The following is a 23,961-nucleotide window of genomic DNA, read 5'->3' as shown; positions in this document are numbered from 1 at the left end:
AAATGATTAATTGACGTACTATTTCGTGTGAATTAGTTCTGTCTATAAATATTTTGAAAGGGAGCCTCGCATGACACACATTCTGAAGACGACCAAATGGGCTGTATTGGCGCTCAGTCTGGGATTGATGGCGGCATGCTCCGATTCGGACTCCGATGACTCTGCCGCGAAACCCTCCGCCGCCAATAATCCCCCAGCGGCACAAAGCACGCTGGAGGCCGCCAAAGCCGCGGGCACCATACGCATCGGCTACGCGAACGAAGCGCCTTATGCATATATGGACAGCAATTCCAATCGCATTACTGGCGAAGCGGTGGAGATCGCGCGCGTTGTCCTCAAGCGCATGGGCATCAACGAGGTCGAGGGCGTGTTGACCGAATTCGGCTCGTTGATCCCTGGGTTGCAGGCCAAGCGTTTCGACATCATTGCCGCGGGCATGTACGTCACCCCAGAGCGTTGCCAGCAGGCGGCTTTTTCGAATCCCACCTATGGCGTGGGTGAATCGTTCCTGGTGCAAAAAGGGAATCCCAAAGCGCTGCACAGCTATGAAGACATCGCCAAAAAAGACGATACGAAATTGGGTGTAGTGGTGGGGGCTATCGAAAGCGAGTACGCCCGCAAGATGGATATTCCGCTTGATCGCGTTGTGGTGTTTCCGGATGTGGTGAGTGCGTTGTCCGGTGTGCAGGCCGGCCGAGCCGACGCCTACGCGGCGACTGCGATGACGGTGAACGACCTGATGAATAAGTCGGCGACTGGCGACCTGGAAAAGGCCGAGCCATTCACGGACCCTGTCATCGACGGCAAGAGCGTGCGGGGCTACGGGGCTTTTGCGTTCCGCAAAGACGATCAGGCGTTTGTGGATGCCTTTAACGCCGAGCTGGCCAAGTTCATCGGTACCGAAGAGCACGCCAAGACCGTTGAGCCGTTCGGTTTCACCAAAGCGGAACTGCCCGGCGACGTGACGGCAGCCAAGCTCTGCGCTGGTGAACCGGCCGCTGGTAAATAAGGCGTGGCTTTTTCAATGGAAGGGTTCGCCACGCTATTGCCGCCGCTGCTCGACGGCTTATGGATGACGTTGCGTATCACGGCAGGGGCGGCGTTGCTGGCCGTCCCGTTGGCGCTTGCAGCTGGCCTGGCGCGGTTGTCTACGCATCGTATCGTCAGCGCCATTGCGCTGGTCTATGTCGAGATATTCCGGGGGACTTCTGCCTTGGTGCAGTTGTTCTGGTTTTATTACGTGCTGCCGTTGTTCGGGTTGAAATTGCCCGCTGTGACGGTGGGCATTGTGGTGCTGGCGGCGAATGCGGGCGCCTATGGCGCCGAGGTGGTTCGTGGGGCGATTTTGGCGGTGGCGCCTGGCCAGCGCGAGGCCGCGGTTGCATTGAATATGACGTCTGCGCAATCCCTGCGCCGTATCGTGCTGCCGCAGGCGTTTCCCGCGATGTTGCCGCCTGCAGGCAATTTGCTGATCGAACTGCTGAAAAATACGGCGCTGGTGTCGTTGATCACCATTACCGATCTCACTTTTCGCGGTCAGATGTTGCGTGCAGAGACGTTGCGCACGACTGAGATATTTCTTTTGCTGCTGCTGTTGTATTTTGCCGTGGCGCTGGTGATCACGGCGGGCATCCGCTTGCTGGAGCAGAGGTTTCGCGTCCGATGACTCCTATTTTCGATTGGGCATTTGCCTGGGAAATTCTGCCGGCCTTGGGCTCGGCATTGATCATCACGATACAAGCGACCGTACTCGGCATGGCCTTGGCCATCGTGCTCGGGCTGGTGCTGGCCATGTTGCGGCGTATGCGTTCGCGCTGGATCTCGGTGCCGGTTGCGGTGTTGATCGAGTTCGTGCGCAGCACACCGTTGCTGGTGCAGATGTATTTTCTGTTTTATGTGTTGCCGCAAAGCGGCCTGCAACTGTCTCCGTTGGTCACAGGCATTCTGGCGCTGGGCTTGCATTACGCGGCCTATTGCGCCGAGGTCTACCGTGCTGGTATCGAGTCGGTGCCGCGTGGGCAGGTCGAGGCGGCGACCGCGTTGAATCTATCGCCGTGGCGCACGGCGGTCGGGGTAGTGCTGCCGCAGGCGATTCCTCCTGTCGTGCCTGCGCTGGGAAATTATCTCGTCGCGATGTTTAAAGACACCCCGCTGTTGTCGGCAATCACAGTGGTCGAGTTGTTGCAGCAAAGCAAGATCATTGGATCAGCGACGTTTCGCTATACCGAGCCGTTGACGCTGGTCGGGGTGCTGTTTTTGCTGTTGAGCCTGATTGCCGCCTGGGGTGTCCGGCGCCTGGAGGCGTGGTTGAAAAAATTCGGAGGATCAAGATGAGCGCGAGCATTCGCCTGAATCAGCTATGCAAACGTTATGGCGAGTTGGAGGTGTTGCGTGGCATCGATCTGGAGATTCCTGCCGGGCAGACCGTGTCGGTCATCGGGCCTTCAGGCTCGGGAAAATCGACTTTGCTGCGATTGTTGATGACGCTGGATCGCCCCACCAGTGGCGAAATTCTGATCGATGATGAGTCGATGTGGAGCGATGCCCAAGGACGTGAGATGGGGCCGAATTCGGCGCATGTGCGGCGGGTGCGTGGCAAGATCGGTATGGTGTTTCAGCACTTCAATCTATTCCCGCACAAGACCGCGCTGGGTAACGTCATGGAGGCGCCTATTCATGTGTCCGGCGTGCCTCGTGACGAGGCTGCGCAACGCGCAAAGGAATACCTGGAACTCGTGGGTCTCGGTGACAAACTCGATGCCTATCCTGCCCAGCTCTCTGGCGGGCAGAAGCAACGCGTGGGAATTGCCCGTGCCCTGGCCATGCATCCGGAAATCATGCTGTTCGACGAAGTCACGTCGGCGCTGGATCCAGAGCTGGTGGGCGGGATTTTGCAGATTTTGCGAGACCTCGCCGCCAAGCGCACCATGACCATGATCATCGTGACGCACCAGATGGGTTTTGCCGAACGCAGCTCGGATCGCACGTTGTTTTTCGATCAGGGCAACATCGTCGAGGACGCAGAATCCAGCGTGCTGTTTTCCAGCCCCAAAGAAGAACGCACGCAGCAATTTCTGCAAACGGTGATTGAGGCGGATTGATCCGGAGCGATTCCGGCCAGTATGACCCGAACGAGCGGGGCGAGACTGCCTGAAACTGCCTTTGCGCGAGGGCGTTGTGGATCGAAGGATGCCGGTGTTCCCAGCATGCGCTGGGACCGGCCGGCATAGCCGGATGTTTTTACGGCACTGATCTAGTGATCAGCGAGTCGCTTCTGCGTAGGCCTGTTGTAGACCCGCATGCAGCGCGTCGGCGAAATCCGGACGGGCCGGGTCCAGCGCCGACATCAAACGAGCGAGGACGACGTTGTCTTCTTCGCCTTGCCAGATCTTGACGTAGGTGCCGGTCTTGTAGCCATTTTCCTGGCGGAACAGGTTCAGCACGTTCTTTGATACGTATTGCGTAAAGGCGTCCTGCCACGTCAATTCGCAGCGCGCCATGGTGTGTTCCAGCGTTTTATAGCTGGCGCGGCCGCAGACGGCCAGGCCGCCGATCAGCTCCAGCAATTGGGGCACATCCAGATCGGGCAGGCGATAGGTGTGGCCGTCCAGCGCAATCGCCTCGGGGGAGGCCAGGTCCGCGACCAGCATGAGCGTGGCATCCGGGGCGGAGCCTGCTGCGGATACGAGAGTGTGCGACAAATAGAAATGCAGGATGTCGATCAACTCCATCTGCACCTGGGGCAGATCGATCGTCTGTTTTTTCCACCATTTCCAGCCGTGGTGTTCGAGGGCTTCGGCGGACTCGACAAAGGCCGCCCGCAGAAAACGTGCGCCTCCGTTCACCCAGTCAGGGTTGATGATGCTGTTGAGGCGGTCTTGCAGGGTCAGCATCGTTGCTGCCTGGGCAGCGGTCAATCCGGCTGGGGTGTGGCTCACGTTCGCTCCGTAAAATCAACTGGCCTGGCGGCCATAGGCCCGAAATGTTAGCACCAACTGTTTGGGCGCCGAACCCCTGTGCCCGATCCGGCTATTTCCCCGGTTTCCGGCCCATGTGGACGGTCGTGAGCGGCGGCAGCTTGACCAGAGGCTTGTTCTGTTTCCGGCGTGCGCCGCGGGCGCCTTTGAACAGCATCCAGGCGCATATCGATAGAAAAACGATCGGCACCATGCTGTCGAGGTCGAGGCTGCGGGTATTGATAGCCGTGATCAGTCTGTGTACGGCGTTCCACAGCGCGATCGCGCCCGCGATGCCCAGGCCTAGCGACAGATGCCGCTGACCGCTGCGCGCCGCCAAAGTGGTCTCTGACTCGTCGTCGTTATCTCTCGTTGCGCCGGGGGACGCATTGCGCGTATAGGCGGTTGACGAGGTATCTGAATCCGGCGAATAGCTCGGCGTCGTCGACTTATTCCGTGGCGCATAGGTATAGACCGATTCCGGCGTGTCGGCTTGTGTCGTCTCGGCAGGCCGTGCGTTCGGCTTGGCATTGCGCTGGCGTGGCAAGACCTGGCCAGGACTGCCGGTCTGCCGATTCAGCGTCTCGATATAGCGTACGAAATCGCCGTTCTTGGGTTCGCCGTAAATGGCCATGGGATTTGTCCGGTGAAAACAGGCGGAAGGATCTGTGCGGTATCTTAACGCTTGTTGCCCCGGGATGGTCTGGGCGAGTCGGCGCGCGGGCGCTGCGTTTTTTAGAACAATATCCTGAAAATATGGATTCGATTACTCAAGCAGTATTGGGCGCGGGCATTCAGGGCGCATTACTGGGCCGCAGTCAGGGCCGCAAGGCTTTGCTGTACGGCGCTTTGCTGGGCACGTTGCCGGATATGGACGTGTTGGTGCGTTATGCCGATCCGGTGTCGCAAATGACGTTTCACCGAGGGTTTTCTCATTCGGTGTTTGTCCTGACGGCCTTGGCCTTGGTGTTGGCGTGGCTGATACGTAAAAAGTGGCCCGATGCGCCCTATAGTGGCGGGCGCTTGTTGCTCACGCTCTGGCTGGTGCTGGTGACACATCCCGTGCTGGATGCATTCACCGTGTATGGCACTCAGCTGTTTTGGCCGTTGGCGCGTATTCCCGAAAGCTGGTCGGCGGTGTTCATCATTGACCCGGTATATACGGTGCCATTGGTCGTGACGGTGCTGGCGGCAGCAGTCGTCGGATGCACGCCGCGAGCCCGGACGGCGCTGGCTGCTGCATTGGTGTTCAGTACGGCCTATCTCGGTATATCGCTGGCGGGGCGTTGGCATGCCGAGACTCGGGTCGAACAAGCGTTGCGGGAGCAGGGGGTGCAGCCGACGGCGGTGTTGGCAACGCCGATGCCTTTTAATACGCTGTTGTGGCGTGTCATCGCCAAGGACGGTGCGAACAACTACTACGAGGCCGTCAGTGGCTGGTTCGATCGCGATCGCCCCGAGATGGTGCGCTTGCCGCTGCATGTGTCACAGGCAGGTGTCCTGGACGGCGTGCCCCTGCATGAGCGCTTGCGTTGGTTCACGAATGACTGGCTGCGCTACGACGAGCTCGGAGATCGATTGGTCGTGACGGATCTGCGCATGGGAATGGCAGGCTATTACACCTTTCGTTTTGTCATGGCCGAGCGAGCCGCCGATGGTGTTTGGCACCCCGTCACGCCGTACATCTGGCCGAGTGAGCGTGGCGGATGGGCCCAAATGAAAATCGTGCTGGCCCGTATCGTCGATAGCGCGACGCCGCTGCCATTGGCGCAATGGGCCGAGCGTGCGATCCAGCCTGCCTTGGCGCAGTAACGTGTCGTCCACACTGGCGTGCGGCGCCTTGTTCTTTCCAGCCGAGCGAGCATCTGACCGCTCGGCGGTTGGCACGTCGCGTGCTGTGTGAGACGCTCTTATCGCCGGGCCGCAGGCAGCCGCGCGGCGATTTCCGCGATGAGCCGGCGCGCGGCGTCCAGCTTGGATCCCGCCGGCATGGGGTGAGACCCGTGGGCGTCAAAAAGCACCAGTTCTGTCGTGTCGGCGTCCATGACTTTGTGCGCGAGATTGCCGACCAGCAGGGGAATGCCTTTACGTACTCGCTTGGCCTCGGCGTGTTCCGCGAGCTTTTCTGTTTCGGCGGCAAATCCCACGCACCAGGGACCCTTGGGTAGCTTGGCCACCTCGGCCAGAATATCGGGATTGGGCTCGAACTCCATGACCGGCGCGCCGCCGCCTTCGCTGGTTTTCTTCAGCTTTTGATCGCTGACATTTTTGACCCGCCAATCCGCTACTGCGGCGACGGCGATAAAGACGTCGGCGTCGTGCACATTGGCCATGACGGCATCATGCATTTGGCGCGCGGTGTTGACCGACAGAGCCGTCACGCCCCGCGGCAAGGGCAGGGCGGTCGCCCCTGTCACCAGGGTGACGCGCGCACCGGCTTCGCGCGCCGCGCGGGCCAAGGCATAACCCGTCTTGCCGGACGAACGGTTGCTCAATACACGTACGGGATCGACGGGCTCCGATGTCGGCCCGGCGGTCAACAGGATATGGCGTCCTGCCAGGACTTTAGGCTGGAAAAAGGCCACCAGGTCGGTCAAGAGCTCGTTGGCCTCGAGCATGCGGCCGTCTCCGGTCTCGCCGCAGGCCTGTTCGCCCGATGCCGGGCCCAGCACACTGACGCCGTCGGCGCGCAACTGGGCCACATTGCGCTGCGTCGCTGGATTTGCCCACATCTCGCGATTCATGGCGGGCGCCACCAGTAGCGGACAGGCACGCGCCAGACACAGTGTCGAGAGCAGATCGTCGGCCAGGCCGTGCACCAGCTTGGCCATGAAATCGGCGCTGGCGGGGGCGATCAAGACCGCATCCGCACCGCGCGTCAGTTCGATGTGCGCCATGTTGTTGCCAATGCGGGCATCCCACGCATCCACAAACACCGGACGCCCCGACAGCGCCTGCATGGTGACAGGCGTGATGAAGTGCGTGGCTGCTTCGGTCATGACGACGTCGACGACGGCGCCTTGTTCGGTCAGGCGCCGCACCAATTCGGCGATCTTGTAGCAAGCAATACCGCCGGTCAGGCCGAGGACGATGCGTTTGCGGGCGAGGTCGAGCATGGGGATATATGAAAATTCCGAATTTCGCCATTATGCGGCAAAAAACCTCCGGCTCGCCCGGCAGCCCCTGGGACGGGTGGGGCTTAGACGTAGCAAGGCCCCTCGATAAGCGGATGTTTGGCGAGGAAATCCGGGTCGGGACGCAAGCCTATGCCCGCGCCGGCCAGCGGTTGTACGCAGCCTTGGGCGTCCAGGCGATAGGGCAGCACGTCCGCCAGATGGTCGCGAAACGGATTCAACTGGGTCACGTCGGCCTCGAAATAGCCCGGATTGTCGACCGCGCACAGATAGTGGATCGAGGTCGCCATATTGATGGCGGTCGCCGATGTATGGGGGTTGACCGTCAGTTTCTGTGCGGACGCCATGGCGGCGATGCGCATGCCCTCTGTGATTCCTCCGGTCTTGGACAGGTCCGGTTGCAGGAACCCGACGCTGCCGTCTTCTAACAACGGGCCGAATTCGTAACGGGTGTAGTGGTTTTCGCCTGCTGCCAACGGGACGCGGCCCAGCCGGGCGGCGTTGGCGTAGGCGTGCCTGTCCCAGGCGGGAAAGGGTTCCTCGAGCCAACTGACGCCGAGTTCTTCGTAGGCCGGCATGACGCGGCGTACGTCATCCAGGGTATAGCCCGTGTTGGCGTCTACCAGCAGATCGATGTCGTCGCCCAGCGCTTGCCGTACAGCACGTACGCGTTCCACGTCGCGGCCTGCCGTGTCGCCCACACGCAGTTTTAACGCGCGAAAGCCCAGTTCCACCAAGGCGCGAGCCTCGTCAACGAGGGATTCCGGCGCCTGCCATCCCAATGCGATACCGCCCGCATAGGCTTTGATCGGCTTGGGCGTGCCGCCGAGTAACTGGCACAGCGGCCATTGGGTCGCCTGGCAGCGGATGTCCCACAACGCCAGGTCCAGTCCACTGAGCGCCAGCGCCGCTGCGGCGCCCATGCCATGGCTGGCCAGTTGCATTTTGTAGACGCGATGCCAGACGCCCGCAACATCCGTTGCGTCCATGCCCAGCACCAGTTCGCGCAGGGTGGTGTCGATGAGGCGTGCAATGGCGCCAGGGCAACGACCGTGATGGGCTTCGCCCCAGCCCACCAGGCCGTCGTCGGTTTCGACGCGCACCAGCACCGCATCGCGCTTGACGCTGCGGCCGATGCCCAGACGTACCGATTTTTCAGCAGGAACAGGAAAGGAGATGGGTACGGCGCGTATGTCGGCAATTCGCATGACGGATCTCACGAGATGGATTGAGGGGAAGACAACACATGAGGGTTGACGATGTTGGGCGCGACGTCGCCGCGCAAGAGCGCCAATAGATTGGCAATCGCGCCTTCGCTCATGCGCCTCATGCTGGAGTCGGTGATCCCTGCAATGTGCGGCGTCAACAGCAGATTCGGGGCGTCGAGAGCCGGGCTGTCTGCAGGCAGCGGTTGAATGTCATGGACATCCAGTGCCGCGCCGCCTAAATGGCCGCGACGCAAGGCATCCAGCAACGCAGCGGTCTGCACGACGGGGCCGCGCGACACATTGATGAGGATTGCGCCAGGCTTCATGCTGTTGATCATGTCGGCATTCGCCAGGCCGCGCGTCTCATCAGTCAACGGGCAGCACAGCACAATGATGTCAGCGTTGGCGAACAAAGCCTCCCGCGTAGCGGGCTGTACGCCCGGCGGCAAGGATTCCGGACGGCGTGTCAGGCCTAGCACCGACATCCCGAGGCCGGCAGCGGCCTGCGCCAGCCGGCTGCCGATTGCGCCCACACCTACGATGCCGCACGTCATGCCGTCCAGTTCGGCGGTGTGATCCGCCAATGGCCGTGCGGCGCTCCAGCCGGCATGGCGCAGCTCGGCGTCGATAGCAGCGAGCGGCCGGCGCAGGTTGAGCATGGCCGCCAGGCAATACTCGACCACGGCAGACGTGTTCGATCCGGGAACATTGGCGACGGGGATTCGATGTTGATTGGCCGCATCCATGGGGATCATGTCCAGTCCGACACCATGCCGAACCACGGCTCGCAAGTGGGGCGCATGATCGAAAATATCGGCGGGCAATTGGGTGCGGACGACGAGACCATGTACGTCCGCAACGTATCGCCGCAGCGTGTCCGCGGACGTGTCGGGCGCGACAATCAGATCCACCTGCGCCGCGAGTTTCGGTTGGATATCGGGATGAATAGGATTGGTGAGCAGAACGCGAGGCTTAGCGGTCATCTGATGCTCCGGCGGCGACGGGATTACTTAATGTGCCCAGTTTGCTGAGCGATATCGACACGCTATTGCCGGCTTTCAGCCATGCCGGGGGCTGATGGGCACCCGCAACGCCGGCTGGTGTGCCCGTGGCAATGATGTCGCCCGGATCCAAGGGCATGCGTGCCGAGGCATACTCAATCAGTTCGGCAATGTTGAACAGCATGCTGCGCGTGCTGGACCGTTGCAGCACACGTCCGTCGACGTCCAGGTGGATATCCAGGGCATAGGGATCCGGGATCTCATCGGGCGTTACGAGCCATGGTCCCAGCGGGCCGGACGTCGGTTGATTTTTCCCCCGTACAAAGCCCCCGTCGGCTTTGACCAGTGTTGTGGCGCTGACATCGTTGATGATGGTGTAGGCGGCCACGTATTCCATCGCCTGTTCACGCGACACGCGCAAAGCGGGTTTGCCGATGATGGCGGCGAGTTCGGCTTCGTAGGTGACATTGCCCGCATCGGGGAGCACGCGAATGACATCATTGGGGCCGATGACAGTGCGCCCCGATTTGACAAAGATCACCGGTTCCGCAGGCGGCGCCATGTCGCGCTCGGCTAACGCGTCATGGTAGTTGAACGCGGCGCCGACGATCTTGCCGGGGCGGGGCAAGGGTGCCGCCAGGCGCAACGTGGACAACGGCAATCGTGCGCTTTTGTCGACAGGTGCAGCGGCTGCAAAACGCTGAGCGATGTTGATCAGCCCATATTCGACCCAGCCCATCAGCGTGTCCGGCAAGTCCGCATAATCGGCCGAGCAGGCGGGATGCCGGACATCGGCCACCCAGGCTTCCGGGGCTGTGGGATCACCTGGCAATATGCCGGGCACGATACGTCCGGCTGCGTCATAGTAGGAAACGAAGCGCATAGTCGTCAGGCCACGCGATATTGGTCGAGGATTTCACGCCGTATATCGATACCCAGCCCCGCGCCGGTCGGCACCTGTACGATGCCTGCTTGTTGCACGATGGGCTCGGTCGACAAATGATCGCGAAACGGGTTCTCGCACTGTTCGAACTCGAGCAGTGGCGGCATGGGGCGAAAGCTCGGCGGTTGATCCGGCAACGCTGCTAAAAAGTGCAACGTTGCTGCCAGCCCGATGGCCGAACCCCATGCATGCGGCACGCATTCGACGCCATGCGCGGCCGCCAGCGTGGCGATCTTGCGGCATTCGCTGATGCCACCGGCAGCACATACGTCGGGCTGCACGATATCCATGGCCTTACGCACGACCAGATCACGAAAACCCCATCGGGTGAATTCGTTTTCGCCGCCCGCGACTGCCATATCCAGCGCGCGCGTGACTTCGACATAGCCATCGACGTCTTCGGGCGAAATGGGCTCTTCGAACCATTCCACATTCAGCTGTTCCAGCTCGCGTCCCAGGCGTATGGCCGCGGGCACGGTGAAACAATGATTGGCATCCACCATCAACCGCACATCATCCCCGATGGCTTTGCGCACGGCGGCCACGCGCTCGATGTCCAGCTTGGGCGAGCCCAGGCCGATTTTCATCTTGATGGCGGTGAAGCCTTCTTCCACGTAGCCGCGCGCTTCGTCGACGGCTTCGTCGATGAGCCGGTCCATATCGATGAAATACAGGCCGGTCGCGTAGGCGGAAACTTCGGTCCGGTAAGCACCGCCAATGAGTTTATGAATGGGCTTGCCGCATACCTTGCCGATGATGTCCCACAGCGCAATGTCGATACCGCTCAGTGCAGAAATCGCCATGCCCTTGGATCCGTAGTCTTTGATACGGTTGTAGAGGTCTTCCCAGATCACCTCTACATCGAAGGCATCGCGTCCGACAATACGAGGGCCGTATTGCGAGTCGATGTAGGCGCGTGCGACCTGGGCGGGACCATAGCATTCACCCCAGCCGACTACGCCGTCCGTGGTTTCGATTTCGACAATGCATGAGCCGCGCGTTTTGTACAACCATCCGCGCGACGAGGTAAAGGGACGCTCGACAGGCGCGCTGACAACATGGCAAGTGACTTTCTTGATGGTGCTCACATCCGACCTCATTTTGCTTTGAAGACTTTGGTTCCAACGTCATCCAGTGTTTTCTGGACGGCCAATACTTCTTTCTCGAGTTGATCTCCTGCCAGGCCATCCACCAGAAAACCGTTCTGTTCGGAAAAAGTCTTGAACGTGGGGCTCAAGATCGCTTTTTCGAAAGCCTGAATGAGCTTGTCGCGTACCGGCCCTGGCAGACCGGCGGGGCCGACTACATAGGCCATCTGTACCAGCGGACCGTAGGGAAAGACGTCATAGCCTTTTTCTTTGAAGGTCGGCACATCCGGCCAGACTTGCAAACGTTGGGTATCGAACACCGCGATGGGTTTGACGTAACCGGCCTCGATCTGGCCGCGACTTTCCGAGGGTTTCAGCACAGCGGCCTGGATTTGCTTGCCGGACAAGTCCGCGATCACTTTGGAGCCGCCGGGGTAGGGCACATTGACGTAAGGCACGCCGGCAACACGGGCCGTCATCTCGGCAAAAATATGGTTCAGGTTATTGGTGCCCGGTGTGCCGATAGAAACCTTACCCGGGTTCTTTTTCATGTAATCGAGGAATTCTTCCAGCGTCTGGGCGGGGCCGGACGCGGGCACCAACAAGATGAGCGGGTCGGTCGAAACCCGAGCAATGTGGGTGAACTGGTCATTGCGCAGGGGCGTCATTTTCTGGGCAATCTGAGCCAGCGTCGAACTCGTGCCCATGCCAATGACATAGCCATCTGGCGGAGCATTGGCGACCTTGGTCAGGCCTATGGCGCCGGTAGCGCCCGGGGCGTTTTCCACCACGATGTTGAACCCGTCTTTTGCCAAAATCTGCTGCAGTGCGCGGGCGGCAATGTCGTTCGAGCCGCCTGCATTCCAGGGCACGATAAATCGAATCTCCCTGGACGGATAAGCATCGGCAGACCAGGCCGGCAGGGATGCAGCAGTCAGTGCAACGGCAAAAAACGCTTTCTTTATCAAGGACATGGTTGTCTCCTCCTTGGGGTTGGCCGATTTTTCGGCTTGCGGTTTTGCTGTGATGCTAGCATTCGTTATAACAAACAACAATAGGGAGGTTGGCAATTTGCCAAGCGAGGCAGACAGTGCGAACATCCCGGTTCGCTATTCGTTGTAACAAAGGGGTTTTACGTGGGCGCAACCGGCCTGAAGCAAATCGAGAAATACACGCTGTGGGACCGGGCGTATGCGGAATTACGGGGCGCGTTGCTGGCGGGACGTTTCGTACCGGGCCAGCGCATATTGCTGCGCGACGTGGCCGGCGAGTTGGGAATCAGCCTGACGCCTGTACGCGATGCTGTGAATCATCTGATCGCGGAGCGCGTGCTCGAGCGTGGTACCGGGGGGCAGGGAGGCGGCGCAATCGTGCCGCCTATCGATCCAGATCAATTCCGGCAGTTGACCATCATGCGTGCGGATCTGGAGTCACGTGCCGCCTACGAGGCCGCGGCTCATGCGACTGACTCGGATATCGCGTTATTGCGCCAGCACCTGGTGCAGATGACGGATCACATCAATGAAGAACGGCGAGATCATTATCTGGAGATGCATCGCCGCTTTCATTTCGGTATTTATGCACTGGCGCGCATGCCGATCATTCAGGATGCCATCGAGACGCTGTGGCTGCGTTGTGGCCCGGTCTTGACCATCGTCTTGCCGGAATATGTACCGTATTTGAAAAAGACGGACTACCATGCCGCGGCGTTGGATGCGTTGCAGCGCAAGGATGCGCAGGGCGTGGCGGACGCCATTCGGCGCGACATCTCCGAGGCGGGGACCTATATCCATCAATTATTGTGCCGCCGGGAGGCCACGGCAGACACACAGGCGGGGTAACAGCCGCCGCCTGTGCAGGCCTCAGTTGCGCGGCTTGCGTGCGCGCAACAGTTCGTCCAGTACCAGCAGCACTGCGCCACAGGTGATGCAGACATCGGCAATGTTAAAGGCGGGGTAGTACCAGTCGTTCCAGTAGAACAACAGAAAATCGATGACGTGGCCGTAGACCACGCGATCGATCACATTGCCGAGCGCGCCGCCCAGTATCAGCGTGAGCGCCAGGCAAAAGCGCGGCTGCGCCGTATTGCGGCGTAGCAGCCAGACAATGACGACAGACGCGACGACGCCCAGCGCGGTGAACAGCCACCGTTGCCACCCGGCTTCGGAGGCCAGGAAACTGAACGCCGCGCCGCGGTTGTACACCAACGTGAAATCAAAGATCGGCAGCACGTTGACGCGTTGGCCGTACGTGTAAGCCGAGTCGAAGTACAGCTTGGTGACTTGGTCCAGGACGATCAGCAGCAGGGCGATCGATAACCAGCGCCCGGTGGTACGCGGCGCTGGTTGGACAGGCTGTCCTGGCTCACGGCCCGGCTGCCGGCTCGCGTTGTTCACGGAGCCTGCCGAGGATTGGCTTGGTACCTCATGCGACATGGTGTCAGGCCTTGTCGCGTGGCTCGCCCGAGCCAAACAAGTTGGACACGCAACGGCCGCAGATCTCGGGATGGTCCGCATCGCTGCCTACATCCAGACGCCAGTGCCAGCAGCGCTCGCATTTCTTGTTCGTGGACGGCGTGATCTCGATGCGCAAATCGCCCGTACCTGCATGGACCGTGGCACGAGAGACGATCAACACGAATCGCAGGTCGTCGCCCAGGCTTTCCAGGATGGCGCGATCGTCACCGTCGGCATGCAGATCGACTTCGGCCTGCAACGACGAGCCGATACCGCCTGCCGTGCGGACCTCTTCGAGTTTGCGTTGCACGTCGGCACGGATGGCGCGCAGACGCGCCCATTTCCCAGTCAACCCCTCGGCGTACGGCGGCAGCGTGTGAAACACCTCGGTGAAAATCGTGACGCGCGGCGCATCGGCTTGGTGCTTCAGTGCGGAATCGGCCAGGACTTTCCAGGCCTCTTCTGCCGTGAACGACAGAATGGGGGACATCAGCTTGAGCAGCGTCTGCGTGATTTCCAGCAGAGCTGTCTGTGCCGAACGTCGCGCCACGCTGTCGGTGGCAGTGGTGTACAGACGGTCCTTGAGAATATCCAGATAGAACGCGCCCAGATCCTCGGAGCAGAACGTCTGCAGACGCGAGACGGCAGGGTGGAAATCATAGCGCTCGTATTGCGCGATGACTTCAGCCTGCATTTGCGCCGTCATAGCCAATGCATAGCGGTCGATCTCGAACAGCTCGTCATATGGCACGGCCTGACTGACAGCGTCGAAGTCGGCCAGGTTGGCCAGCAAGAAGCGCAGCGTGTTGCGAATGCGGCGGTAGCCTTCGACCACGCGCTTGAGGATCTCGTCGGAAATCGACAGCTCGCCGGAGTAGTCTGTCGATGCGACCCACAAGCGCAAGATCTCGGCGCCGAGCGAGTCGGACACTTTTTGCGGGGCGATGACGTTGCCCACCGACTTGCTCATCTTGCGGCCTTGGCCGTCGACCACGAAACCGTGCGTCAACAGGGCCTTGTACGGCGGTTGACCATACAGCATGCAGCCGGTCAGCAGCGACGAGTGGAACCAGCCGCGATGCTGGTCGGAACCCTCGAGGTACAGATCAGCCGGCCAGGCCAGCTCGGCGCCGTGCGAGCCGCCCAGAGCCTGGTCTTTGCCGCCCAGCACGGTAGCGTGCGTGGTGCCCGAGTCGAACCAGACATCGAGCGTGTCGCGATTCTTTTCGTACTGATCTGCTTCGTCACCCAGCAGCTCGCGCGGGTCCAGCGACTGCCAGGCCTCGATGCCGTGTTGTTCAACGCGCTGTGCGACCTGTTCCAGCAATTCGACCGTACGCGGATGCAGGGCGCCGGTTTCCTTGTGCACAAAGAACGCCATGGGCACGCCCCATTGGCGTTGGCGCGACAAGGTCCAGTCGGGCCGGTTGGCGATCATGGCATGCAGGCGGGCGCGGCCCCAGGAGGGATAGAACGCCGTTGCATCAATGCCGGCCAAGGCGCTTTCGCGCAACGTGGGGCCGCCATCGGCGGGCTTGACGTCCATGCCGGCGAACCATTGGCTGGTGGCGCGGTAAATGACCGGGGTCTTGTGGCGCCAGCAATGCATGTAGCTGTGCGACAGTTTTTGCACGTCCATCAGCGACCCGGCGGCCTTCAGGGCCTCGACAATGCGCGGATTGGCGTCCCAGATGGACAGGCCGCCGAACAGCGGCAGGCTCTCGGCATATTTGCCATCGCCCAGCACGGGATTCAGGATCTGGTCGTCGGGCAGATCGTGCGCCTTGCACGACACAAAGTCCTCGATACCGTAGGCGGGAGCCGAGTGCACGACACCGGTGCCGGTGTCGATGGTGACGTAGTCGCCCAGGTAGATCGGCGAGGTGCGCGCATAGCCGGCATCGGCCGACGCCAGCGGATGATGGAAACGCAATCCGTCGAGCGCTGCACCCGCGGTGGTGGCGATGATTTCGCCTTGCAGGTTCCAGGCTTTCAGGCAGGCTTCCACGCGCTCGCTGGCCAACAGCAGCAGTGATCCATGCGCCGTTGCCGGGGTGACGCGCACCAGCGCGTATTCCAGTTCAGGATGCACGTTCAGGGCCTGGTTGGCCGGAATCGTCCACGGCGTCGTGGTCCAGATCACCACCGCGCCATCGTCGACCGCATCCAGGCCGAAGGCCTTCGCCACGCCCGGCTTGTCTGCGAACGGAAACGCCACATCGATGGCCGGATCCACGCGATCAGCGTATTCGACCTCGGCCTCGGCCAAGGCCGAGCCGCAGTCGAAACACCAATTCACGGGCTTCAGACCACGGAATACGTAGCCCTTTTGCAGGATGCCACCCAGCGCACGGATCTCGTTCGCCTCGTTGCTGTAGTTCATGGTCAGGTAGGGGCGATCCCACTCGCCCAACACACCCAGACGCTTGAAGTCCTGGCGTTGACGATCAATCTGTTCCAGTGCGTACGCCCGCGCCTTGGACTGGACTTCCGTCACGGGCAGGTGCTTGCCGAATTTCTTTTCGATCTGGATCTCGATCGGCATGCCGTGACAGTCCCAGCCCGGCACATAATGCGCGTCGTAGCCCGCCATGTTGCGGCTCTTGACGATGATGTCCTTCAGGATCTTGTTGACCGCGTGGCCAATGTGGATGTCGCCGTTGGCATAGGGCGGTCCGTCGTGCAGCACAAAACGCGGCCGGCCACGGCTGGCAGCGCGTATGGCTTGATACACGTGGTTTTCTTCCCACTGGGTGACCCAGGCAGGTTCGCGTTTGGCAAGATCACCTCGCATCGGAAAGGAGGTGTCGGGCAGATTGAGGGTTTTTTTATAGTCCATGAACGGCAAAATAGGCACGCGCGTTTTGCGCGTCGTCGGCGATGGCGGCTGTCAGGGAAGGCAGATCGGGAAATTTTTCTTCGTCCCGCAACTTGTGCAGGAACTCAACGCGTATGAGTTTACCGTATGCGTCAGCCGGGCCATCGAGCAGGTGTGACTCTAATAGCACACGTCCGTGATCCTCGACGGTGGGGCGCACTCCCAGGCTGGCGACGGCGCGGCGCGGTTGCTCGCCCAACCCATGGACTCGTACTACATAAATCCCCGAGCGCGCGGCACAGCGTGGCGCAACGCGCAGATTCAAGGTGGGAAAACCCAGCGTACGGCCGAGTTTCTGGCCGTGGATCACGTGTCCGCTGATCTGGAACGGGCGCCCCAGCAGATGTTCGGCGCGAGCCAGATCTCCCACGGCAAGCGCGGTGCGGACCTCCGAGCTCGATACGCGATGCCCTTGGCGGTCGGTCACGTCAGCGATCGTCTGTACCTCGAACCCGTGCACCATGCCCGCCTCGCGTAGCAGGTCGACGTCGCCGCTGCGCTTGCGGCCAAAGCGGAAATCTTCTCCCACGAGCAGCCAACGCGTCTGCAGGCCGCCCACCAAGAGTTCCTCGATGAAGGCATTGGCAGACATATCCGCGAATCGCGCGTTGAATCGCTCGATGACGATCTGCGCCATGTCCTGGCTGGCAAGCGCTTCGAGTTTGTCGCGCAAACCAGAGATACGCGTCGGCGCGAGTTCCGGCCGCTGGTTCAGCGTGGCGAAATATTCACGGGGATGCGGCTCGAATGTCAGCACCGAGGGCAGCAGCCCGCGTTCGCGGGCCGCCTGCCGCACGCGCGCCAGAATGGCCTGATGACCGCGATGGACGCCGTCAAAATTGCCGATTGTCAGCGCGCAGGGGGATCGCCGCGCAGGCGGCGGGACCGATCGATAGAGTTGCAGCAAGGTTTTCACGACCGAGAGTTTACAATTTTAGGTTGGTTTGCCTTGGAATATCTCATCTTGCCGGAATCCTCACCTTTAAAACGTCGCCTGGTTATCCTTATTTCGGGACGTGGCAGCAATATGCAAGCCCTGGTTCACGCCTGTCGCGACCAGGCATGGCCCGCCGAGGTCTGCGCCGTCATTGCCAGCCGCCCCGATGCGGCGGGATTGTCGTGGGCGCGCGAACAGGGCATCGCCGCCGGCGCGCTGTATCACAAGGATTTCCCTAGCCGGGAAGCTTTCGATACGGCGCTGGCCGAGGAAATCGACCGGTACCAGCCCGATTATGTGTTGCTGGCTGGTTTCATGCGCGTCTTGACGCCGGGATTCGTGAATCACTACGCGGGCCGGTTGGTGAACATTCATCCGTCGTTGCTGCCCATGTTCCCCGGTCTGCATACGCACGCTCAGGCGTTGGCGACAGGGGTGCAGTTGCACGGATGTACGGTGCATTTCGTGACGCCGGTACTGGATCACGGCCCCATCATCGCGCAGGGCTGCGTTCCTGTCCGTGCAGGTGACACACCTGATATCCTGGCTGACCGCGTGCTGGCCGTGGAGCACCAGGCCTATCCCGCAGCGGTTCGCTGGCTGGTCGAGGGCAGGGTGCGCCTGACGGTCGATCATCGTGTCGAGGTCGATGGCGATCCGCAACGTCTGTTTATCGAGGGCGAGGTCTGACGGCCAGGCCGTATCCCCATCGCAACCTCTCGTTATCATCCGCCGAGGCAGTTTGTCTCGGCCCTGAATTTTGACCGGTCAAGGCGCAGCCTCGGCCTTATGGAAAAACAATGAGCAAGAATCCCGCCTCTCGGCAGCGTCCCGCAGGCGCTTTTTCCACGAACCGATCTGAAACCGGTCCGCGTGGTGGAGCCCGTCGCACATCCAGCGGGCCATTTCGGTCCGAAGGGCGATCAGGCTATTCGGACCGGTCTCGGCCCGAAGGGCGCTCGGGTGACTCGGATCGGTCCAGGCCCCAGGGACGATCGGGCTATCCGGATCAGCCTCGCTCCGAGAGGCGATCGGGGTACTCGGAGTCGTCCCGGCCTCAGGGTCGCTCCAGCCAATCTCGGTCGCCCGGTCAATCGCGGTCTCAGGCCGACTCCCAACCGCGCACGCCGCGTGCCGTGATCCGCATTGATCAGGTCCAGCGTGTTTTGGGCGAAATCCTGCAATGGACCTACCCGGCCGATGCCACCTTGTCGCACTGGTTCCGTGCTCACCCCACGCTGGGTGGTCGTGACCGTGGCGAGGTTGCCGAGGCCGTGTACGACGTATTGCGCCACCTGCGCCGTTACCGTCAGCTCGCCGAAAGCGGCAGCGGTCCGGCGTCGCGCCGCCTGGCGATCCTGGGCCTGACTGCCACCTTGGGTGCGGCGTTTTTAGAAGACGGCCTGGACCCCTCCGAGCGCGATTGGCTGGAACGCGTCAGCCGCATAAATCCCGCTACATTGCCCCGTGCTGTTCGTACCAGCATGCCTGACTGGCTGGACGAGCGCCTGGGCACGCTGGACGATCCGGAATCTTTGATGTCGGCGCTGAATCGTCCGGCTGCACTCGATCTGCGAGTCAATCCCCTCAAGGTGGAACGCGACGCGGCGCTGGCTGCCTTGGGCGACGGTCCCGCGGCGCGTTTTGAGCCTCAGCCTACCCCGTATTCCCCGTGGGGTATCCGGCTGGCCGGCCGGCCAGCGGTCAATCGCTGGCCCCTGTTCGAGAACGGCAGTCTCGAGGTCCAGGACGAGGGCAGTCAATTGTTGGCCTTGCTGGTCGGCCCGCGCCGCGGCGAGATGATCATTGATTTCTGCGCAGGGGCGGGTGGGAAAACGCTACTCCTGGGCGCGCTGATGCGTTCTACCGGGCGTTTGTACGCCTTTGACGTCTCGGCTGCCCGGTTGGCGCGTGCCAAACCCCGTTTTGCCCGTAGCGGGCTATCCAACGTGGTGCCGGTGGCCATCGAAAGCGAAAATGACGCGCGCGTCAAACGCCTGGCGGGCAAAGCGCAGCGCGTACTGGTCGATGCTCCTTGCAGCGGAATCGGCACATTGCGCCGCAATCCCGATCTGAAATGGCGCCAGCATCCCGAGGCCCTGGCAGAATTGGGGGCGCTACAGACGCGTATCCTGAATAGCGCCGCGCGGTGTGTTGCCCCGGGCGGGCGCCTGGTGTATGCCACCTGCAGCCTGCTGGCCGAGGAAAACGAGGTCCAGGTTCAGCAGTTCCTCGACACGCACCCCGATTTCGAGCGTCTGGATGCGGCGGAAATTCTGGCCAGCCGCTGCCCGGAACTCGATCTCGAGGGCCCCTACGTCCAGTTGCGCCCAGACGTACACGGCACCGATGGATTTTTTGCCGCAGTGTTGGAACGTAAAAAGGCGAGTGCTGTGGCACCCGTGTCCGATGAGGCTGCGTCCACGTCTGATGGGGCAGAGTCTGCCTCCTCGGATAATGAATCCTTGGCTATAGAGAACGAGGTCGCCGCCGATAACGGGCCCGCTACCGCTCAGACCGAGCCTGCCTCTGTTGACACAGGCTCGACACCCGCAGGAGGCAAACTTGCTGCTCCCGACACCAAGCCGTCCGCGGAATAACCCTGTCACCGAGACGGAAAAGCCACAGTTCGTCCGGTAGTTTGTTGCAAAATGTGTTTTTAGTGGGGCATCATTGACATGCCGCCTCGCCCCGGGGCAGAACCCCTCAGGGGGTCGAAATTCTCCCTCCGGGCCGAGGCGCCGCTGCTTAGTCCTTGATTTATCACAAAAACTATTTTGAAATCCCGCTGTCATAAGCAAGTCAGGTACGCTAAACTGCGTTCCATTCCTTTATGCGAGGGTCGCAAAAAGCTTTATGGATCAATTCCTTTCCTTCCTCTCCGGCGGATTTACCCAAGCCAGCTGGTGGCAGATTGTTCTGTTCACCCTGGGGATGACGCACGTCACCATCGTGGCTGTCACGATCTTCCTGCACCGCAGCCAGACGCACCGCGGTCTCGACTTACACCCCGCAGTAATGCATTTCTTCCGGTTCTGGCTCTGGATGACGACGGGCATGGTCACAAAGGAATGGGTCGCCATTCACCGTAAACACCACGCCAAATGCGAAAAAGAGGGCGATCCTCATTCGCCGATGCTGTTCGGTGTCTGGAAGGTATTGTTCCGTGGCGCTGATCTGTATCGCGTAGAGTCTGCCAACAAGGAAACCATGGCTAAATTCGGCCACGGTACGCCGGACGACTGGCTCGAGCAGAACGTCTATGCCAAGCACAGCCTGTGGGGCGTGCTCACCATGCTGGCCATCGACGTGGCCCTGTTTGGCGCGATCGGCCTGACGGTCTGGGCGGTGCAAATGGCCTGGATTCCGTTCTGGGCGGCCGGTGTGGTCAATGGTATCGGCCACTTCTGGGGCTATCGCAACTACAACAGCCCGGACACCAGCACCAACGTATTCCCGTGGGGCATCGTGATCGGTGGCGAAGAGCTGCACAACAACCACCACGCTCATGGCACGTCGGCCAAGTTCTCCGCCAAATGGTATGAGATCGATATCGGCTGGGGTTACATCCAGGTCCTGAAATTCTTCGGCCTGGCCAAGGTCCGCAAGGTCGCGCCCAAGCTCAAGCTCGAAACGAACACCAAGGCCATCGATCTGCGTACGCTGCAAGGCGTGATCACGCACCGCTACGAGGTCATGGCCCGTTACGGCGAGATCATCAAGACCACGCTGCGCGAAGAGCTCGGCAAGATCAAGCCGGCCCATGACGACCACAGCGCGTCGCGCTTGCAGCGTGTGCGCCGTTGGCTGCACCGCAACGAGGATGTCCTGCATCCCGAGCAGCGCGCCGAGGTCGATCAGGCCATCGCACACAACAAGTCCTTGTCCACCCTGGTGCAAATGCGCCGTGAGTTGGGCCGCTTGTGGGAAAGCTCCAGCGCCAGCAGCGAGCAACTTTTACATGACCTGCAGGCCTGGTGCCAGCGCGCCCAGCAAAGCGGCATCGCCGGGCTCGAGCAATTTGCACAACGTCTCAGCCGCTACGCGGCATGATGCTAGAGCAACTCAATCCCGAACAACGCGCCGCAGTAACGCTTGATCCGCAGCACGCCCTGGTTCTCGCCGGGGCGGGCAGCGGCAAGACACGGGTCTTGACGACCCGCATGGCCTGGCTGATTCAAACCGGCCAGGCCAGTCCATTTGGGCTGCTGGCTGTCACGTTTACCAACAAGGCTGCGCGCGAGATGCTGTCGCGCATGTCGGCGATCCTGCCGATCGATACGCGCGGCCTGTGGATCGGCACCTTTCACGGGCTGTGCAATCGCATGCTGCGTGCACATCATCGTGATGCCGGTCTGCCGCAATCCTTTCAGATTCTCGATACCTCCGATCAATTGGCGGCCATCAAGCGCCTCTTGAAGGCCAACGGTATCGACGACGAAAAATACCCCCCTCGCGACGTCCAGCGTTTTATCAGCGGCGCCAAAGAGGCGGGTGAGCGTCCCGGCGATATCGAGGCCTACGATAGCCATCGACGCCGCTTGATCGAGATCTATCAGCTCTACGAGGCGCAGTGCCAGCGCGAGGGCGTGGTCGATTTTGCCGAGCTGCTATTGCGTGCGTACGAGCTGTTGACACGCAACGCTCCCGTGCGCGAACACTACCAGCGGCGTTTCCGCCACATCCTGGTCGACGAGTTTCAGGACACCAACACCCTGCAGTACAAATGGCTCAAACTGTTGGCCGGGGGTGGGGCAGCCATTTTTGCGGTGGGCGACGACGATCAGTCGATTTATGCCTTTCGTGGCGCCAACGTGGGCAACATGGCGGATTTCGAGCGCGACTATGCGCGCGGCACCGTCATTCGGCTGGAACAAAACTACCGGTCCTATGGCCACATCCTGGACTCGGCCAATGCGCTCATCGGCCACAATAGTGGCCGCCTGGGCAAGAACCTCTGGACCGAACAGGGCGAGGGCGAGCCCATCCGCGTCATCGAGCAACCCTCGGATGGCATGGAGGCCCAATGGCTGGTCGATGAGGTACGCTCGCTCATCAACGAGGGCAGCCTGCGCCGCGAAATCGCCGTTCTGTATCGCAGTAACGCGCAATCCCGTGTGATCGAGCATGCGTTGTTTTCGGCTGGTATTCCCTACAAGGTCTACGGCGGTCTGCGCTTTTTCGAACGCCAGGAAATCAAGCACGCCTTGGCCTATTTGCGTCTGATGGCCAATCCCCATGACGACACGTCGTGGATGCGCGTTGTCAATTTCCCCACGCGCGGCATTGGCGCGCGCACGCTGGAACAGTTGGCCGATGCGGCCCGCACGCTCGATACCAGTCTGTATGGTGCCGTGGCCCGCGTGCCTGGAAAAGGCGGCGCCAACCTGGCGCAGTTTGCGCAACTGATTGGCCGTTTGACTGACGAAACCCGCGAACTGCCGCTGCCAGAGCTGGTCGAGCACATGCTGGAGACCAGCGGCCTCGTCGAGCACTACAAGGCCGACCGCGACGGTGCCGAGCGTCTCGAAAACTTGAACGAACTGATCACGGCCGCGGCAGTGTTCGCCTCGGAGGAAAACTTCGACGGCTTGCCCGCCGGTATCGTGCCCGAAGGCGCCGTCGATAGTACTTTGATGCCCGGTGTGGTCGATGCGCCAGCCGAGATCCCGACCGGCATGACGCCGTTGGCCGCGTTCCTGTCGCACGCCTCGCTGGAGGCCGGTGACAACCAGGCGCAGGCTGGTCAGGACGCCGTGCAATTGATGACCGTACACGCCGCCAAGGGCTTGGAGTTCGACGCGGTGTTCATCACCGGTCTCGAAGAAGGCTTATTCCCCCACGAGAACAGCATTCTCGAGGACTCCGGGCTCGAGGAAGAACGCCGTCTGATGTACGTCGCCATTACGCGCGCACGCGAGCGTCTTTACCTCACTTTGGCACAGAGCCGCATGCTGCACGGCCAGACTCGCTACGCTATGCGTTCGCGGTTCCTGGACGAGATTCCGGAGCAACACCTGAAATGGTTGACCCCGCGGGGTGGGGTGGGTCATGCGCACGCCGGCTTTGGCGAATCGGCGGCTCGTGTCAGCCATGGCGACGCGTTCGGGCGCCGTTCGACCGGAACGATCTCACCGCGTACGCCACGCGGCGTGACCTCTGGCGTGACCGTGGGCGACAAGCAATTCCGCATCGGCCAGGGCGTTCGCCATGCTCGATTTGGTGACGGCACCATCATCGGCCTGAGCGGTTCCGGTCAGGATGCCCAGGCGCAAATCCAGTTTCGCGATGTGGGCGCCAAAACATTGGCGCTGGGCATAGCCAAGCTGGATATCGTCCAAGGCTGAGCTCGCCGTCTCT

General features: G+C 61.2%; 21 protein-coding genes. 10 read left to right on the top strand and 11 right to left on the bottom strand.

The window, feature by feature from the left end; genetic code table 11:
• Window positions 1-70 precede the first annotated feature (70 nt).
• Genes ehuB through ehuA form a run of 4 tightly spaced genes read left to right on the top strand, consistent with a single transcriptional unit; the run spans window position 71 to window position 3,101 of the window.
• On the top strand, window positions 71-1,009 hold the full coding sequence (ehuB, locus tag ACNA0I_RS10655; protein WP_415805973.1) for an ectoine/hydroxyectoine ABC transporter substrate-binding protein EhuB: 939 nt from the start codon (window positions 71-73) through the stop codon (window positions 1,007-1,009).
• Window positions 1,010-1,024: 15 nt separating this feature from the next.
• Window positions 1,025-1,666 (top strand): ectoine/hydroxyectoine ABC transporter permease subunit EhuC, encoded by a 642-nt coding sequence (gene ehuC / locus ACNA0I_RS10650; RefSeq protein WP_415805972.1) that lies wholly within the window; start codon window positions 1,025-1,027, stop codon window positions 1,664-1,666.
• The gene (gene ehuD / locus ACNA0I_RS10645) at window positions 1,663-2,334 is read left to right on the top strand and encodes an ectoine/hydroxyectoine ABC transporter permease subunit EhuD (protein WP_415805971.1); all 672 of its coding nucleotides are present in this window, start codon (window positions 1,663-1,665) and stop codon (window positions 2,332-2,334) included. Before ehuC ends, ehuD begins: the two co-directional genes overlap by 4 nt.
• A complete protein-coding gene (gene ehuA, locus ACNA0I_RS10640) occupies window positions 2,331-3,101 on the top strand; it encodes an ectoine/hydroxyectoine ABC transporter ATP-binding protein EhuA (RefSeq protein ID WP_415805970.1) in 771 nt (256 codons plus the stop codon). Before ehuD ends, ehuA begins: the two co-directional genes overlap by 4 nt.
• Before the next feature lie 159 nt (window positions 3,102-3,260).
• On the opposite strand, the gene ACNA0I_RS10635 is transcribed toward ehuA, so the two are convergent.
• Entirely contained in the window at window positions 3,261-3,893 is a 633-nt protein-coding gene (locus ACNA0I_RS10635; protein ID WP_415806035.1) for a dUTP diphosphatase, read from the bottom strand.
• 136 nt (window positions 3,894-4,029) lie between these two features.
• Window positions 4,030-4,590 (bottom strand): hypothetical protein, encoded by a 561-nt coding sequence (locus ACNA0I_RS10630; RefSeq protein ID WP_415805969.1) that lies wholly within the window; start codon window positions 4,588-4,590, stop codon window positions 4,030-4,032.
• 122 nt (window positions 4,591-4,712) lie between these two features.
• Here ACNA0I_RS10630 and ACNA0I_RS10625 point away from each other — a divergent pair, with 122 nt between their 5' ends.
• Window positions 4,713-5,768 (top strand): metal-dependent hydrolase, encoded by a 1,056-nt coding sequence (locus tag ACNA0I_RS10625; protein ID WP_415805968.1) that lies wholly within the window; start codon window positions 4,713-4,715, stop codon window positions 5,766-5,768.
• Window positions 5,769-5,866: 98 nt separating this feature from the next.
• Here ACNA0I_RS10625 and coaBC read toward each other — a convergent pair whose 3' ends face one another.
• The 6 genes from coaBC to ACNA0I_RS10595 form a co-directional block, all read right to left on the bottom strand.
• Window positions 5,867-7,072: a bifunctional phosphopantothenoylcysteine decarboxylase/phosphopantothenate--cysteine ligase CoaBC gene (gene coaBC / locus ACNA0I_RS10620; RefSeq protein WP_415805967.1), complete on the bottom strand. Its 1,206-nt coding sequence runs from the start codon at window positions 7,070-7,072 to the stop codon at window positions 5,867-5,869.
• Between the two features lie 83 nt (window positions 7,073-7,155).
• Window positions 7,156-8,298, bottom strand: coding sequence for a mandelate racemase/muconate lactonizing enzyme family protein (locus ACNA0I_RS10615; RefSeq protein ID WP_415805966.1), 1,143 nt, complete (start codon window positions 8,296-8,298; stop codon window positions 7,156-7,158).
• Between the two features lie 8 nt (window positions 8,299-8,306).
• Window positions 8,307-9,281 (bottom strand): NAD(P)-dependent oxidoreductase, encoded by a 975-nt coding sequence (locus ACNA0I_RS10610; RefSeq protein WP_415805965.1) that lies wholly within the window; start codon window positions 9,279-9,281, stop codon window positions 8,307-8,309.
• Window positions 9,271-10,182 carry a fumarylacetoacetate hydrolase family protein gene (locus ACNA0I_RS10605; protein ID WP_415805964.1) on the bottom strand — a complete coding sequence of 304 codons (912 nt, stop codon included), beginning with the start codon at window positions 10,180-10,182 and terminating at the stop codon, window positions 9,271-9,273. The genes ACNA0I_RS10610 and ACNA0I_RS10605 overlap by 11 nt, the downstream gene beginning before the upstream one ends.
• A 5-nt stretch (window positions 10,183-10,187) precedes the next feature.
• Window positions 10,188-11,330, bottom strand: a complete 1,143-nt coding sequence (locus ACNA0I_RS10600; protein WP_415805963.1) for a mandelate racemase/muconate lactonizing enzyme family protein — start codon at window positions 11,328-11,330, stop codon at window positions 10,188-10,190.
• A gap of 8 nt (window positions 11,331-11,338) precedes the next feature.
• A complete protein-coding gene (locus ACNA0I_RS10595; protein WP_415805962.1) occupies window positions 11,339-12,304 on the bottom strand; it encodes a Bug family tripartite tricarboxylate transporter substrate binding protein in 966 nt (321 codons plus the stop codon).
• A 162-nt stretch (window positions 12,305-12,466) separates the two neighbouring features.
• Here ACNA0I_RS10595 and ACNA0I_RS10590 point away from each other — a divergent pair, with 162 nt between their 5' ends.
• A complete protein-coding gene (locus ACNA0I_RS10590; RefSeq protein ID WP_415805961.1) occupies window positions 12,467-13,171 on the top strand; it encodes a GntR family transcriptional regulator in 705 nt (234 codons plus the stop codon).
• Between the two features lie 21 nt (window positions 13,172-13,192).
• Here the strand turns inward: ACNA0I_RS10590 and lspA are convergent, their stop codons facing one another.
• From lspA to ACNA0I_RS10575, 3 genes are read right to left on the bottom strand one after another with little or no spacing between them, the layout of a single operon-like run.
• Entirely contained in the window at window positions 13,193-13,726 is a 534-nt protein-coding gene (gene lspA / locus ACNA0I_RS10585) for a signal peptidase II (RefSeq protein WP_415805960.1), read from the bottom strand.
• Between the two features lie 43 nt (window positions 13,727-13,769).
• On the bottom strand, window positions 13,770-16,625 hold the full coding sequence (gene ileS / locus ACNA0I_RS10580) for an isoleucine--tRNA ligase (RefSeq protein WP_415806034.1): 2,856 nt from the start codon (window positions 16,623-16,625) through the stop codon (window positions 13,770-13,772).
• Window positions 16,615-17,580 (bottom strand): bifunctional riboflavin kinase/FAD synthetase, encoded by a 966-nt coding sequence (locus tag ACNA0I_RS10575; protein ID WP_415805959.1) that lies wholly within the window; start codon window positions 17,578-17,580, stop codon window positions 16,615-16,617. Before ACNA0I_RS10575 ends, ileS begins: the two co-directional genes overlap by 11 nt.
• A gap of 48 nt (window positions 17,581-17,628) precedes the next feature.
• On the opposite strand from ACNA0I_RS10575, the gene purN reads away from it, so the two are divergent.
• The 4 genes from purN (at window position 17,629) to ACNA0I_RS10555 (ending at window position 23,948) form a co-directional block, all read left to right on the top strand.
• Window positions 17,629-18,291 carry a phosphoribosylglycinamide formyltransferase gene (purN, locus tag ACNA0I_RS10570; RefSeq protein ID WP_415805958.1) on the top strand — a complete coding sequence of 221 codons (663 nt, stop codon included), beginning with the start codon at window positions 17,629-17,631 and terminating at the stop codon, window positions 18,289-18,291.
• 446 nt (window positions 18,292-18,737) lie between these two features.
• Window positions 18,738-20,201 carry an RsmB/NOP family class I SAM-dependent RNA methyltransferase gene (locus ACNA0I_RS10565; RefSeq protein ID WP_415805957.1) on the top strand — a complete coding sequence of 488 codons (1,464 nt, stop codon included), beginning with the start codon at window positions 18,738-18,740 and terminating at the stop codon, window positions 20,199-20,201.
• Between the two features lie 256 nt (window positions 20,202-20,457).
• Window positions 20,458-21,654, top strand: coding sequence for a DesA family fatty acid desaturase (locus ACNA0I_RS10560; protein ID WP_415805956.1), 1,197 nt, complete (start codon window positions 20,458-20,460; stop codon window positions 21,652-21,654).
• Window positions 21,651-23,948, top strand: a complete 2,298-nt coding sequence (locus tag ACNA0I_RS10555; protein ID WP_415805955.1) for a UvrD-helicase domain-containing protein — start codon at window positions 21,651-21,653, stop codon at window positions 23,946-23,948. The genes ACNA0I_RS10560 and ACNA0I_RS10555 overlap by 4 nt, the downstream gene beginning before the upstream one ends.
• The last annotated feature ends 13 nt before the right edge of the window (window positions 23,949-23,961 follow it).

Origin of the sequence: Bordetella muralis, from assembly GCF_965139205.1 — a bacterium.
GTDB lineage: Bacteria > Pseudomonadota > Gammaproteobacteria > Burkholderiales > Burkholderiaceae_B > Bordetella_A > Bordetella_A muralis.
Note: the sequence above shows the minus strand (reverse complement) of the source record. Positions and strands in the feature narration are given on the sequence as shown.